The sequence below is a fragment of the Sporofaciens sp. JLR.KK001 genome (assembly GCF_036941055.1).
Taxonomy (GTDB): domain Bacteria; phylum Bacillota; class Clostridia; order Lachnospirales; family Lachnospiraceae; genus Sporofaciens.
This window is the reverse complement of record NZ_JAYMNO010000001.1, coordinates 3,686,356-3,700,917: the sequence shown is the minus strand read 5'-3', so window position 1 is coordinate 3,700,917 and position 14,562 is coordinate 3,686,356. Positions and strand designations below refer to the sequence as shown.

The window sequence follows — 14,562 nt, the reverse complement described above, 5'->3', positions numbered from 1 at the left end:
TTTATAGGTAAATATATATGATCAAAGATAATCAGAAATTATTGAATACACTTCATGTATTAATAGATGCGGTTGTGATCGCGTTTTCCTATGTGGCATCGTGGTATATCAGATTCCGGAGCGGGATATTCGCGCCGGCGGCGTGGTACCTGACCCTGCAGGAGTATACGAAGGCGCTTACCTTCCTTGTTCCGGGATATCTGATCCTTTATTATGTGTTCCAGCTTTATACACCGAAGCGGGTGCAGGGCAGGAGGCTTGAGGCATGGCGGATCATCCAGGCGAATACGATCGGGCTTATGGCATTTATCCTGATCCTGTATCTGGCGCATCAGCCGAACTTTTCCAGAACGATGATGTTTATCTTCTTCTGTGTCAATGTATTTACAGAGGTAGTGGGCCGTAACATCTTAAGAGAAGGGCTCCGTGACATCCGCAGGAAGGGTTATAACCAGAAGCATATCCTGCTGATCGGCTACAGCCGTGCGGCGGAGCAGTATGTAGACAGGATCAAGGCGAATCCGGGCTGGGGATATATCGTGAGGGGTATCCTTGCGGATAATGTGCCCAGGGGGACGGAATACAGGGGCGTGAAGGTTCTTGGAAGAACGGAGAATCTGACCATCATTCTCCCTGAGAACCGGCTGGATGAGATCATCATTACCCTGGGACTGGCAGAGTATCATAAATTAGAGCATATCGTGAGCATGTGCGAGAAGTCCGGCGTGCATACGAAGTTTGTTCCGGATTATAATAATATTATTCCGACGAAGCCTTATACGGAGGATCTTCTGGGGCTTCCGGTGGTGAATATCAGGCATGTCCCGCTGAGCAATATATTGAACGCGGTTGTCAAGAGGGGAGTCGACCTGTTTGGCGCTGTCTTCGCTCTGGTTTTATTTTCACCGGTCATGCTGGTTATCTCTGTTGTGATCAAGACTACTTCTCCGGGACCGCTTATATTCAGGCAGGAGCGGATCGGATTCCAGAATAAGCCGTTTCTGATGTACAAGTTTCGTTCTATGGTGGTGCAGGATGAGAAGAAGGAGAGGGGCGGATGGACGACGCAGAATGACCCGAGAGTCACAACCGTCGGCAGGTTCATCCGCAGGACAAGTATTGATGAGCTGCCTCAGTTATTTAACGTGTTAAAGGGCGATATGAGCCTGGTCGGGCCAAGACCGGAGCGCCCGCAGTTTGTTGAGAAATTCAGCGAAGAGATCCCGCGGTACCGGGTGAAGCACCAGGTGCGTCCAGGTCTGACCGGATGGGCGCAGGTGAATGGATTCCGGGGGGATACTTCTATATACAGGCGTATTGAGTGCGATTTGTACTATATTGAGAATTGGACATTGGGGTTTGATTTTAAGATCATTTTCCTGACATTTTTTAAGGGCTTTGTAAATAAGAATGCATATTAGCCCGCTTAGGAGAGGTAATATGAGCAAGAAGAGAAGCATGAATAAAAAGATGTCGCCAAAGGAGAAGCAGCGGATCAGGCGTAAGAAGCGCAGAAGAAAGAGACTGATCATCCTGATCGTGGAGCTGATCATATTAGCGGCTCTGTGTGCGGTTGCATACGGGATGCTGAAGCTTGATATGCTGGATATCAAGATGCTGGATCAGGAGAAGCTTGAGGTCTACAGAGATACGGGGCCGTATACGAATATCGCGCTGTTCGGCCTTGATTCGAGAGAAGGAGAGCTGGAAGGCGGAGTACAGAGCGACTGTATCATGATCGCGAGCATCAACAATGAGACGGATGACGTGAGACTGGTGTCCGTATACCGTGATACGCTGCTGCAGTTATCGGACGGCGCCTACGGCAAAGCGAATTCGGCGTATAATATCGGAGGGCCGGAGGAGGCGATCAGTCTGTTGAACCGGAATTTCGATCTGGATATCCGTAATTATGTCAGCGTGAATTTCAGCGCTTTGGTGGATGTTATTGATGCGCTTGGCGGGATCGAGGTGGATATGACGGCGGAGGAAGCGGTCTACTGTAACGGTTATGCGTTCGAGACTGCCCAGGTCGTGGGCAAGGATATGCAGCCTATCGAGATATATCCGGGAGTCCATCTGTTAGACGGCGTCCATGCCGTAGGCTATGCAAGGATCCGTTATACGGAAGGAATGGATTTCAAGAGAACGGAGCGGCAGAGGGAGGTGTTCCAACTGACGGCGGACAAGGCGAAGAAGGCGAATATCTTCACGTTGAACCAGATCGTCAATGAAGTATTTCCGCAGATCTCTACGAGCCTGTCAGTAAGTGATATGCTTGGATTTGCTGCTAACATTTTGAATTATAACATTGTGGGTACAACGGGCTTCCCATACGCCGTGACGACGTCGGAGGATATCAGGAACCATGAAGGATCGTTTGTAGTACCTATTGATTTTAACAGCAATGTGACACAGCTTCACCAGGAGATCTTCAGTGAAGATTATTATGAGCCGTCAAGCAAGGTCAAACAGATCCATGACGATATCATCTATCTGTCAGGGATTACGGAAGGCACGGCGGCGATGCAGACCACATTTGAAGGGGATACACAATGAGGCGAAGAAGACGCGACGATATTATAATGGAATATGGTACTTATATGCTGATGTTTCTTGCGAGCTATATAGCAAGTCTTGCAAGGCTTTACTATGTTTCAGGGATCCTGCTGATCGTAGAGGCGTTGTATCTGTATGTGCATCTGGCGAGAGAGGCTGAGAATCTTGTGGAATTAAGGGCGCTGTTTACTCTTGCGTGGGTCGGCGGGCAGGGATTGGCCTGTCTGCGGCTGAGCAGGCTCCAGGGAGACTGGAGTTATGTTACCTGGATGTGCTTTTTCCTGGCCTATATCGGCTTTGGAATCGGATATGAATGGGGGCGTCAGTATCGGGACGAAGAGAAACGCGAGATCGAAAGGGATGCGGTGTTGGCAGGAAGGCTCTATTTGTGTATCGTGGGGCTTTTTGCGGTCTCTGTATTGTGTTTTGTGTTCGAGGCGGTGAAGGTCGGATTTATTCCGCTGTTCTCAGACAAGCCTCACGCTTATTCTTATTTTCATGTATCGGGCGTACATTATTTTACGGTGAGCTGTATCCTGATCCCGGCGATCACGGTGCTGTACCTTAAGGCCGGAGGAGGGAAAGGCATGGGGAAGAAGGCGGTGCTTGTGCTTGCCAACCTTACGGCGGCGGCGGTGCCGATCCTGTGCGTGTCCAGATTCCAGCTCCTGTTCGCCGCAGGTTTTGCGGTGGTTACATATATTATGGTCAATAAGACGGTGCGGCTAAGGACGATCGCGGCGGTGGTCCTGGCTTTGATCCCGGTCTATGTCATACTGACAGTATTCCGGCACCATGATGTGGCCTATCTGAACAGTATCTTTGAGATGAAGTATGGGAAGATGCCGATCTTCGTTACGCAGCCTTATATGTACGTGGCGAATAACTTCGAGAATTTTAACTGTATGGTAGAGCAGCTTACCGCTCATACCTGGGGGATCAGGATGCTGTTCCCGGTATTTGCGCTTACAGGGCTTAAGTTCGTCTTCCCGGAGCTTACAGGTCAGGCTCTGTATCTGACCAAGCCGGAGCTTACGACGCTTACCATGTTCTATGACGCGTATTATGATTTTGGAATTGGCGGGGTGTTCCTGCTTGCAGTGCTTATAGGCGTTGCGGCCAAGCAGTGTATCCGTCTGGTCAAAAGAAGCAGCAATCCAGTGTCCTATCTGTTCTATGGGCAGATGGCGATCTATCTGGGGCTTGCCTTTTTTACCACTTGGTTCAGTAATCCGACCACTTGGTTCTGGCTGGCTCTGACAGGGTTGATGTACTGGTTTACAGGATATGATAAGAAAAAGAAAAGGGATGATAAGATTGAGGAATGCTTGGATACAAGTGGATGTGGCGATTCCGACATTCAGGCCTGACGGGAGACTTGATCAGATCATACGGAGATTAGGGAAACAGAGCTGTCCGGTGCGGCATATCTGGCTGCTTAATACGAGGTCAGGGGATTTCCCGGAGAAGTATGAGAAGATGGAGAAGGTTACAATGAAGCAGATCGAGCCGGAGGAGTTCGACCACGGCGCGACACGGGATATGGCATTCTCGCTGTCCGATGCGGAATATATGGTATTCATGACCCAGGATGCGGTGCCGGCAGACAGGAGGATGATCGAAGAATTATTGAAGCCTCTGCTTTCGTCGGATGAGGTGGGTATCTCTTACGCCCGTCAGCTTCCGGCGAAAGACTGCGGCGTGATCGAACGCTATACCAGAAGCTTTAATTATCCGAAGGAGAGCCGTATCAAAGGGCAGGAGGATATGGAGGAGCTTGGGATCAAGACCTTCTTCTGTTCGGATGTGTGCGCGGCATACCGAAGAGATATTTACCGGGAGATGGGCGGATTTACCCGGAAGACAATATTCAACGAGGATATGGTCATGGCTGCGAAGATGGTGAAGTCCGGTTACAAGATCGCCTATGCGGCAGACGCCCGGGTGATACATTCCCATAATTATTCGGGAATACGGCAGTTTAAGAGGAATTTTGACCTGGCCGTATCCCAGGCCGACCATCCGGAGGTATTTGCCGGGATTCGCTCGGAGAGCGAAGGGATCCGCCTGGTCGGTAAGACGATGGAGTATCTGCTGAAGAGTAAGAGAGGGTATCTGATTCCGTCTCTGATTTACAAAAGCGCCTGTAAATATGCGGGTTACCGGATGGGAAAAAGCTACCGCATCTTACCGTCTTTTATTGTCGAAAGATGTTCGGCGAGTCCGGGGTATTGGATAAAAAGGTGAAAAAACCATATTTTCGTTGCAGTTTTATGAAAAATAGGGTAGTATTATGTATGGTATTATCAGAAGCGGACTGTAATAGTTTGGCAGTGAACGAAGCAGAAAGGACATTGGATAATGGCGAGGGATAGGAAACACTATAGACGAGGACGCAGATCTAAGAAAGGCAGATCACTTGGAAAGACGATAGGTATTATCCTTGGCGGTACAGTAGCATTTGTAGCATTGGCAGGAGTCGGGATCCTGGCGAGCAAATTATCTAAGATAGACCGGGTCAAGCTGAACCCGGAAGAACTGAATGTATCTGTGGAGGCGAAGGAGACGAAGAAATCCAGAGCAAGGGGAACGGGTTATCTGAACGTCGCGTTATTCGGGCTGGATTCCCGCGACGACGGACTGGCAGAAGGGAACCGGAGCGATACAATTATGATTGCCAGCCTGAACCGGGAGACACTGGAGGTGAAGATCTCGTCCGTCTACAGAGACACGCTCTTAGAGCAGAAGGACGGAACGCTTGACAAGGCGAATGCGGCGTATTCCTACGGGGGGCCGGAGGATGCGATCGCGCTTCTGAACAGGAATCTGGATCTGGATATCGAGCATTATGTGGCGGTGAATTTTAACGCGCTGATCGACGTGATCGATGCGGTGGGAGGAATCGAGATCGACGTCCAGAAGGAGGAGCTGTCTTATATCTGCGGGTATGCGACGGAGATCATGAAGGTTACCGGGAAGCTGTCGCCCGGTGTGACGGAGCCGGGCCTGCAGCTTCTGAACGGAGTCCAGGCGACTGCTTACGCGAGGATCCGGGGAACTCTTGGAGATGATTTCCGAAGGACGGAGAGACAGAGAGACGTACTTACCAAGATCGTGGAGAAGTTGCAGAGCGCTTCGCTCATGCAGCTGAACGCGGTTATCGACCAGATATTCCCGGAGGTGTCTACGAATTTCACTCTGGCAGAGATACTGGATTATGCCCAGGATGCATTTGAGTATAAGCTGGGAGAGAATATAGGATTCCCGTTTGACAAGACGACGGATACATTGTCGAATATCGGAAGCGTTGTAATACCGGTGACCCTTGAGGACAATGTGAAGAAGCTTCATGAGTTCCTGTTTGGGAGCAGTGAAGGATACACGGTCTCTTCTGACGTATCGATCATCAGCAATAACATAATAGATAAGGCGGGCGACCGGGATGCGGACACGAACGAGAGCAGCCAGGGCTACCTGGAACAGCCGGATGAATATTATAATTCCGATGGTTCATATTCCGGAGGCAATTCATATAATGATAACAGCGGTAATGATTATTCCGGCACGGGAAGCGGAACAGGAAACGGAGACGGAACAGGCATGGGAAGCGGCGGTGGAACGGGAAGCGGAACAGGAAACGGAACAGGTAATGATCCGGGCGGCGACGATGATCCGGATGGTACCGGTGATCCGGACGGCGATAATGGTTCGTTGGGAGGCGGAGATTCTTCCGGCGGTGATACCGGCGATGGTGACGGCGAAGGCGTATAGTAGCCGGTAAAGTGAAGAACGAGAAAGAATATGAGGTAATGTGCATGAGAAGGCTGAGGAAAGCAATATTTTTAATCCTTTTAGTGGGTATGTTATGTCCGTGTATTTCTATAGTCGCTGATGCGGCATATGCAGACCTGCATTTTACAGATCCGTCTACGACCGTAGGGGCAGAGGTGGAGGTGGTAGCGAATTTTTCTTCAACGTCTACCAGTCTCCAGTCGCTGAATGCCGTCCTGACTTATGATACAAGTATGCTCAGGTTCGTGAGCGGCGACAGCGCGTCGGGAGGAGAGGGTACGATTACCATAGCAGGAAGCGGAGGCGGGTCTTCGATGGATTTCTCGCTGAAGTTCCAGGCGCTTCAGGAGGGAACTACAACGATTGAGGTTTCCCAGGCATCCGGAACCGACGCCACCGGAGCGGAATTAGACGATATCACACAGGGCAGTTCAACAGTCAGCATAGGACCTGGTGATCCGTCGCTGATCGCGCCAGAAGGAGCAGAAGGCGGCGGTGGGATGGCGATCAGCGCTGACGGACCGCAGGTGGAAGTGGACGGGGTTCAGTATCAGATTACGAACGGCTTCCCGGATACCGTGATTCCGGGTGGATTCGTGAGAGCCGAGATGACCTATGAAGGAACGCCCTGCCAGGTGGTCACGCAGGAGACGCCCAACGGCTTATCGGCGCTGTTTTTAACCCCGGCAGCAGGGGGAGATCCCAAGTTCTTCCTGTACAGCACGGACGACGGGTCATTTACGCCTTTTGAACAGGTAGAGATTGCCACGGACCGTTATATCGTATTGCTCAGGAACGATGGTTCGGTCAAGCTTCCGGAGAGCTTTCAGGAGACGAGGCTTACCTTGAATGACCAGGAGTTCCCGGCATGGCAGGATTCGGATAATCCGGATTATTATGTGGTGTACGCGTTGGGTTCAGATGGGCAGAAGACCCTGTACCAGTACGATACGGTGGACGGAACCTACCAGAGATATGTGCAGCAGGCGGGAGCGGCGGAGCCTGAGAAGAAGGCCGCGAAGGGAGTCTGGGGTAAGATTCTTCGGTTTATCGAGAATATGCTGGATATTGTCGTGATCGTGGTCGGCCTGTTGATCGTGGTCCTGGTCATCATTATGATCGTGATCGGGGTGAAGCTTTATCACCGCAATCTGGAGTTGGATGACCTCTACGACGAGTATGGGATAGATATGGATGACGACGACGAGATACCTGGAACACCCAAGTCTCAGAAGCCGCAGAAGTCTCAGAAACCGCAGAAGACACAGAGTTCTTCCGGCGGCAAAAAAAAAATCTCAGCCAAAAAAGGAGAGAGTAAGCCGGCTGTAAGAGTACCTGTGAAGACGATGAATCTTCGGGAAGAAGGCGTGTTTGAAGACTTCGATGATGAAGACGATTATGACGACAGCGATGATGATTACTATGACGATGATGATTATGGCTACGACAGCGAGGATGCCTCTGAGATGATTGATGATCTGGATGAACTGTTAAGTAAGCAGCCTAAGAAGAAACGGGGGCATATGGAGAAGGATGACGCGTTCCAGGTCGATTTCATAGATTTGGATTAAGAATTATGGAGTGAGAGATATGTGCGGAATAGTTGGCTATATTGGCAATCAACAGGCGGCGCCGATCCTGCTGGACGGTTTGGCAAAGCTGGAATACAGAGGTTATGATTCGGCGGGCATTGCCGTCTGCAATAACGGCGAGATCGATATGATCAAATCAAAGGGCAGGCTTAAGGTGTTAAGCGAGTTGACCCATGACGGCGCGACGCTGCCTGGGATGATGGGGATCGGACATACACGGTGGGCAACCCATGGTTCTCCGTCGGATGTGAACGCTCATCCTCATTTTAATCAGGATCAAAGCATCGTTGTCGTTCACAACGGTATCATCGAGAATTATCTGAAATTAAAGAAAAAGCTTGAGAAGCACGGGTATCAGTTTGTGTCCGAGACGGATACGGAGATCATTGCCCATCTTCTGGATTATTATTATCAGGGGAATCCGCTGCAGGCGATCACCAAGATCATGCACCGTATGGAGGGGTCTTATGCCCTGGGAATCATCTTCAAGGATCATCCGGAGGAACTCTATGCGGTGCGCAAGGACAGTCCGCTGATTGTAGGGCATACGGACGGGGGCAGCATCATTGCCTCCGATGTGCCGGCGGTGCTTCGGTATACCAGAGAGGTATATTTTATTGAGAATGAAGAGATCGTCCGCATGACAGAAGAGTCGATGGAGTTCTTCAGTGTGGATGAGGAACCGATCAGCAAGGAGTCTGTCAGGATCGAGTGGGATGTGAACGCTGCCGAGAAGGGCGGCTATGAACATTTTATGCTCAAGGAGATGTATGAACAGCCGAAAGCGGTTATGGATACATTCTCACCAAGGATGAAGGATAATAAGATCGTGATCGAGGAGCTGGGGATGACGGATGAGGAGATCAGGAAGATCCAGAAGATTATGATCGTGGCCTGCGGATCGGCTTCCCACGTGGGTTATACCAGCAAGTATATCCTGGAAGGGCTGGCCAGGATTCCGGTTGAGGTGGATATGGCATCGGAGTTCCGTTACCGCAATCCGATCCTCAATGAGAATACCATGGTGGTAGTGATCAGCCAGTCAGGGGAGACGGCGGATACTCTCGCTGCTCTCAGGGAAGCGAAGGAGCAGGGGGCGAGAGTCCTTGGAGTTGTGAATGTGGTGGGCAGTTCCATCGCAAGAGAGGCGGACAATGTCATGTACACCTGGGCGGGACCGGAGATTGCGGTTGCAACTACCAAGGCATACTCTGCACAGCTTATCGCCATGTATCTTCTTGCCATGAAGTTTGCCTGTGTCAGGGGAGAACTGGGCGATGTGGAATTAAGTGAGATGTTGGGAGAGATGAAGGCTCTTCCTGCCCAGATCGAGATGATCCTGAATAACCGGGAGAAGATCCAGAGATTCGCCAACCGGTATCTGGCGGCGAGGGATATCTTCTTCATCGGACGCGGGATTGACCATGCCATTTCAATGGAAGGGTCATTGAAGCTGAAGGAGATCTCCTATATCCATTCGGAAGCCTATGCCGCAGGCGAGCTGAAGCACGGCACGATCTCTCTTGTGGAGGAGGGGACGCTGGTTGCGGCGGTGCTGACTCAGAAAGACCTGTATAAGAAGATGATCAGCAATATGGAAGAGGTGCGTACCAGAGGTGCGTTCGTGATGGCGGTCACTGTCGAGGGCAATACGGAGGTTGAGAAGGCGGCGGATTATGTCATCTATATACCAGAGACGAACAGGTATTTCACCAATTCGCTGGCGATTATTCCGCTGCAGCTGTTCGCATACTATATCGCGGTGGGACGCGGGTGTGATGTGGATAAGCCAAGGAATCTGGCGAAGTCCGTGACGGTAGAGTAATGCAGTTGGGGACATAGTAAAATTCAATTTTACTATGTCCCCAACTGTGTTTTTCCCTGTACCTGTTTGCATGTTAGTTCATTTTATCAATCAGGTGATCAAGACTCTGGAAGGTATAGCCCATCTCTTCCCATTTGCCCAGCAGTTCGTCTAATATCTCGCCGTTGGTGCTGGAGGTGCTGTGCAGCAGTACGATCGCGCCCGGATGGATGCGCCCTAAGAGCTTGTCGAAGGCTTCCTCACGGGAAGGCTGCTTATCCTGATACCAGTCCACATAGGCGAGGCTCCAGAAGAATGTGTGATAGCCCATATCCTTTGCCATCTGAAGATTCTCAGTGCTGTATTTGCCCTGGGGAGGGCGGTAGTACCGGGTCATCTCTTCTCCGGTGATCTCTTTGTAAGCGTCTTCCACATCCTTTAATTCCTTTTCGAATGCTTCTTTTGTGGAGATCTTCGACATATCCGGATGGTTATAGGTATGGTTGCCTACAGTATGGCCCTCCTCATGCATACGCTTGATCAGGTCAGGGCTTGTGGAGATAAAATTGCCGACGACGAAGAAGGCGGCGTTGGCGTTGTGTTTTTTCAGGGCGTCCAGGATCGGCGCGGTATTTCCGTTCTCATAGCCGCAGTCGAAGGTCAGGTAGATCACCTTTTCATCGGTATCTTCCGCATAGTATGTATCATATTTTTCCAGTTCGCCGAAGGTGGCGTTGGCGACCGGCGGCTGCCCTTCTTCCTGGAAGCTTAGTCCCCAGTTGTCGGCGGCGGGTGCGATGGCGGAGGATACGGCGGCTGAATCTGATTCGTCAGAGCCTAGGACGCCTGGGTCGATCTCCTGGGGAGCGAACTGCATGGCGGCAAAATGGCCGGCAAAGTAGGATGCGATCAATAGAAGGGCAATGCCGGCGATCTTGAGCTGTTTTTTGTGAAATGGCATAGGTACTCCATTCGTTTTTAGTAATATATGTCTGTTATCCGGAAACTATTCGTCTCACAGTTGCTCTGCATTGCCTTGCAAAGTTGTCCGAAAGAGTGTAGAATGAGTAACAGTTTAGTACGTCTGAATAATTGGCATTAGGAGGAAGAAGGATGTTATTGGTACATTACAAGAAATGCAGCACCTGCCAGAAGGCAAAGAAATGGTTGGAGGAACATGGTTTTGAATTTACGGAGAGGGATATCAAGGAGCAGAATCCGACCAAAGAAGAATTGAAGGAATGGCATGTTAAGAGCGGGATGCCTCTTAAGAAGTTCTTTAACACCAGCGGGATGCTCTACCGTGAGATGCAGCTTAAAGATAAGCTACCCGATATGACAGAGGAAGAGCAGTATGAGCTGCTGGCTTCGGACGGGATGCTGGTGAAGCGTCCGGTTCTGGTGACGGATACAACTGTTTTGACCGGTTTTCGTGAGAAGGAATGGGAGAAGCTGTAAGAATGAGTGATTTTATGGAGAAATATGGACGGATAGACCTGCATCTGCATCTGGACGGATCCTTGCCTGCGGGAACGATCCTGAAGCTTGCGGATAAGGATAATATTGCGCTTCCGGCGCAGACGGAGGAAGGATTGAGACCATATATTACAGCGCAGACGGAGTGTCAGAATCTCAATGAATATCTCCGGTGTTTCGAGATCCCGCTGATGATACTGCAGACGGCGGAGAATATTGAGACGGCGTCTTATGAACTTGGGAGAGAGCTTGATAAGAAGGGTCTTAGTTATGCGGAAGTCCGTTTCGCGCCGCAGCTCCACGGGCAGCTTGGACTTACGCAGGATGAGGCGGTACAGGCGGCGCTTGCGGGATTTGGAAAGGTCATGGAAGAGAGCCGGGGACGGATCTTGCTGAAAGCGGTCCTCTGCTGTATGAGAGGGGATGCAACTCATGAGGCGAATCTTGAGACGGTGCGTACCGCGGCAAAGTATCTTAAGAAGGGTGCGGCAGCGGTAGATCTGGCTGGGGCGGAAGGATTGTATCCCACAGGGGATTTTAAAGAAGAATTTAGCTTGGCAAGAGAACTGGGCGTGCCGTTCACCATTCACGCGGGAGAGGCGGATGGGCCGGAGAGTATCTGGAAGGCGTTGGAATTCGGCGCTGTAAGGATCGGGCATGGAGTGCGCGCCGCAGAAGATGAGAAGCTGATGGAAGAGCTTGCGAGACGAGGGATCGTCCTTGAGATGTGCCCGTCCAGCAATCTGCAGACCAAGGCGGTAACGAGTCTTTCGGATTACCCGCTTCGGGAATATCTGCGAAGGGGAATCAAGGCGACGGTGAACAGTGACAATATGACTGTGTCGGATACTTGGGTAGGCAGGGAATTCGCATTGCTTGCACAGGAATACGGCCTGACCCGGGCGGAAGCGGAGGTTCTTCTTAAGAATGCCCGGGACGCGGCGTTTTGACAGCCATAGAGGGAGTTTACAAAAGAAGGGAGCAGTAATATGGGAGTCGCGGAGTTATTTCTGATCGCGGTGGGGCTTTCGATGGATGCGTTCGCCGTATCCGTCTGTAAGGGGCTTGCAATGAAGAGATGTACGTGGAGCAAGGCGTGTCTTGTAGGAGCGTATTTTGGAATATTCCAGGCGGGTATGCCTCTGGCGGGGTATTTCCTGGGGGTGCAGTTTCGTGATATCATCACCTCCATTGATCACTGGATCGCATTTATCCTGCTTGGCTTTATAGGCGGCAATATGGTCCGGGAGGTTTTTAAGAGCGGGGATGAGGAATGCTGCCAGGATACGGATGCGTCCCTGGATGTGCGGACGATGCTGGGGCTTGCGGTGGCCACAAGTATCGACGCGCTTGCGGTGGGAGTGACATTCGCCTTTCTGAAGGTGGATATCGTACCTGCAGTCAGTTTTATCGGGATGATCACATTTACTTTATCCGTTGCAGGTGTTAGAATAGGCAATATATTCGGGACAAGATATCAGGCGAAGGCGCAGCTTTTAGGCGGGATCATCCTGATCCTTATGGGGGTGAAGATTCTGCTTGAGCATTTGGGCGTATAAGTCTGCGATAGAACAGGTGTAAGTGAAGGAGAAGAATCATGAGATGGAATCAGTTTCGGTTGACGACGACCGCAGAGGCAGAGGATATTGTAAGCAGTATGCTGATGGACCTGGGGATCCAGGGAGTCCAGATCGAGGATAAGGTGCCCCTGACGAAGGAGGATAAGGAGCAGATGTTCGTGGACATCCTTCCTGACATCCCGGAGGATGACGGGAAGGCTTATTTGACCTTTTATCTGGACGAGGGGGAGGACCAGGGAACCATATTGATGAAGGTCAGGAAAGAACTGGAGGAGATGCGGGACTTCCTTGATGTGGGGGAATGTACCATCGAGGAGTCACAGACGGAGGATGTAGACTGGGTAAATAACTGGAAGCAGTATTTCCACCAGTTCTATATCGACGATATCCTGGTGATCCCGTCCTGGGAGAAGGTGGAGGCAAAGGATGAAGACAAGCTGGTCATCCACATTGATCCGGGAACGGCGTTTGGGACGGGAACGCATGAGACGACCCAGCTATGCATCCGCCAGCTGAAGAAATACGTTACAGAGGGAGCGCGGATTCTGGATGTGGGATGCGGCAGCGGTATCCTTGGCATGCTTGCGCTTAAGTTCGGGGCAGCTTATTCGGTGGGAACGGACTTAGACCCTAACGCCATTGACGCGGCCCATGAGAATATGGAGGTCAACGGCATCTCAAGTGAGCAGTACGAGGTCATGATCGGGAATATCATAGACGATCAGGCGGTGCAGGATGCCGTTGGATATGAGAGATATGATGTGGTCGCCGCCAATATCCTGGCGGAAGTACTGGTACCGCTGACGCCGGTCATCGTCCGTCAGATGAAGACGGGAGGGATCTATATCACCAGCGGGATCATAGACGGTAAGGAGACGGCCGTTGCAGAGGCAGTGAAGGCAGCGGGGTTAGAGGTTCTGGAAGTGAACCGTCAGGGAGAATGGGTATCTGTGACGGCGAGAAAGAATTAGGAGAAGAGATGCAGCACTTTTTTGTGACGCCCGCCCAGGTTCGGGAAGGGCAGATCTATATAGAAGGTTCGGATGTGAACCATATGAAGAATGTTCTTCGCATGAGAATCGGCGAGGAACTGATGGTAAGCGACGGGGATAATCTGAAGTACCGGTGCGCGGTAGAAGCATATAGGGAGGATACGGTCTTCCTTCGGATCCTTGAGAAGATGCAGGCGGATACAGAGCTTGCTTCCAGGATCTGTCTGTTTCAGGGGCTTCCTAAGCAGGACAAGATGGAGCTGATCGTACAGAAGGCGGTAGAGCTTGGGGCAGCCCAGGTAATTCCGGTCAGCACCAGACGTTCCGTAGTGAAGCTGGATGCGAAGAAGGCGGCGAAGAAGACAGAGCGGTGGCAGGAGATTGCAAGGAGTGCGGCGAAGCAGGCAGGGCGGGGGTATATCCCCAAGGTGACGCCGGTGATGTCTTACCGGGATGCGCTTGAGTACGCGAAGGAACTGGATGTGCTGTTGATCCCTTATGAGCTGGAACGGGGCATGAACGAGACGAAGAGTGTCATCAAGTCGATCCGGCCCGGGCAGTCCGTCGCAGTATTCATCGGCCCTGAGGGCGGATTCGAGAGGGAAGAGGTGGAGCAGGCCTTAGAACACGGGGCGAAGGCGATCACACTTGGAAGGCGTATCCTGCGGACGGAGACCGCCGGTTTGGCGGCGCTGTCGATCCTTATGTTCCATTTGGAGGATTAATGCATATTCTGGTAGTAAGAAAATAATAATCAGGAGTGAAAT

Annotated in this window: 13 protein-coding genes; 12 read left to right on the top strand and 1 reads right to left on the bottom strand. The window is 51.2% G+C overall.

The genetic code is table 11. The annotated features are described in order from the left end of the window. The first annotated feature begins 17 nt into the window (after positions 1-17). From VSQ62_RS18880 to glmS, 7 genes are all read left to right on the top strand, one after another. Entirely contained in the window at positions 18-1,421 is a 1,404-nt protein-coding gene (locus VSQ62_RS18880; protein ID WP_334636311.1) for an undecaprenyl-phosphate glucose phosphotransferase, read from the top strand. A gap of 19 nt (positions 1,422-1,440) precedes the next feature. Beyond that, a complete protein-coding gene (locus VSQ62_RS18875) occupies positions 1,441-2,559 on the top strand; it encodes an LCP family protein (RefSeq protein WP_334636310.1) in 1,119 nt (372 codons plus the stop codon). Continuing rightward, entirely contained in the window at positions 2,556-3,929 is a 1,374-nt protein-coding gene (locus tag VSQ62_RS18870; RefSeq protein ID WP_334636309.1) for an O-antigen polymerase, read from the top strand. The genes VSQ62_RS18875 and VSQ62_RS18870 overlap by 4 nt, the downstream gene beginning before the upstream one ends. Continuing rightward, positions 3,868-4,806 (top strand): glycosyltransferase family 2 protein, encoded by a 939-nt coding sequence (locus tag VSQ62_RS18865; protein ID WP_334636308.1) that lies wholly within the window; start codon positions 3,868-3,870, stop codon positions 4,804-4,806. The genes VSQ62_RS18870 and VSQ62_RS18865 overlap by 62 nt, the downstream gene beginning before the upstream one ends. A 114-nt stretch (positions 4,807-4,920) precedes the next feature. Then, on the top strand, positions 4,921-6,330 hold the full coding sequence (locus VSQ62_RS18860) for an LCP family protein (protein WP_334636307.1): 1,410 nt from the start codon (positions 4,921-4,923) through the stop codon (positions 6,328-6,330). 44 nt (positions 6,331-6,374) lie between these two features. After that, positions 6,375-7,922, top strand: a complete 1,548-nt coding sequence (locus tag VSQ62_RS18855; protein WP_334636306.1) for a cohesin domain-containing protein — start codon at positions 6,375-6,377, stop codon at positions 7,920-7,922. Between the two features lie 19 nt (positions 7,923-7,941). Continuing rightward, positions 7,942-9,768 (top strand): glutamine--fructose-6-phosphate transaminase (isomerizing), encoded by a 1,827-nt coding sequence (gene glmS, locus VSQ62_RS18850; protein WP_334636305.1) that lies wholly within the window; start codon positions 7,942-7,944, stop codon positions 9,766-9,768. 73 nt (positions 9,769-9,841) lie between these two features. Here glmS and pdaA read toward each other — a convergent pair whose 3' ends face one another. Next, a complete protein-coding gene (gene pdaA / locus VSQ62_RS18845) occupies positions 9,842-10,708 on the bottom strand; it encodes a delta-lactam-biosynthetic de-N-acetylase (RefSeq protein WP_334636304.1) in 867 nt (288 codons plus the stop codon). Between the two features lie 152 nt (positions 10,709-10,860). Here pdaA and VSQ62_RS18840 point away from each other — a divergent pair, with 152 nt between their 5' ends. From VSQ62_RS18840 to VSQ62_RS18820, 5 genes are read left to right on the top strand one after another with little or no spacing between them, the layout of a single operon-like run. Then, positions 10,861-11,205 (top strand): arsenate reductase family protein, encoded by a 345-nt coding sequence (locus tag VSQ62_RS18840; RefSeq protein ID WP_334636303.1) that lies wholly within the window; start codon positions 10,861-10,863, stop codon positions 11,203-11,205. Positions 11,206-11,207: 2 nt separating this feature from the next. Continuing rightward, positions 11,208-12,173 (top strand): adenosine deaminase, encoded by a 966-nt coding sequence (gene add / locus VSQ62_RS18835; RefSeq protein WP_334636302.1) that lies wholly within the window; start codon positions 11,208-11,210, stop codon positions 12,171-12,173. A gap of 39 nt (positions 12,174-12,212) precedes the next feature. Then, positions 12,213-12,782 carry a manganese efflux pump MntP gene (locus VSQ62_RS18830; protein ID WP_334636301.1) on the top strand — a complete coding sequence of 190 codons (570 nt, stop codon included), beginning with the start codon at positions 12,213-12,215 and terminating at the stop codon, positions 12,780-12,782. Positions 12,783-12,820: 38 nt separating this feature from the next. Next, positions 12,821-13,774 carry a 50S ribosomal protein L11 methyltransferase gene (gene prmA / locus VSQ62_RS18825; RefSeq protein ID WP_334636300.1) on the top strand — a complete coding sequence of 318 codons (954 nt, stop codon included), beginning with the start codon at positions 12,821-12,823 and terminating at the stop codon, positions 13,772-13,774. An 8-nt stretch (positions 13,775-13,782) separates the two neighbouring features. Then, a complete protein-coding gene (locus VSQ62_RS18820) occupies positions 13,783-14,520 on the top strand; it encodes a 16S rRNA (uracil(1498)-N(3))-methyltransferase (RefSeq protein WP_334637710.1) in 738 nt (245 codons plus the stop codon). Positions 14,521-14,562 lie beyond the last annotated feature (42 nt).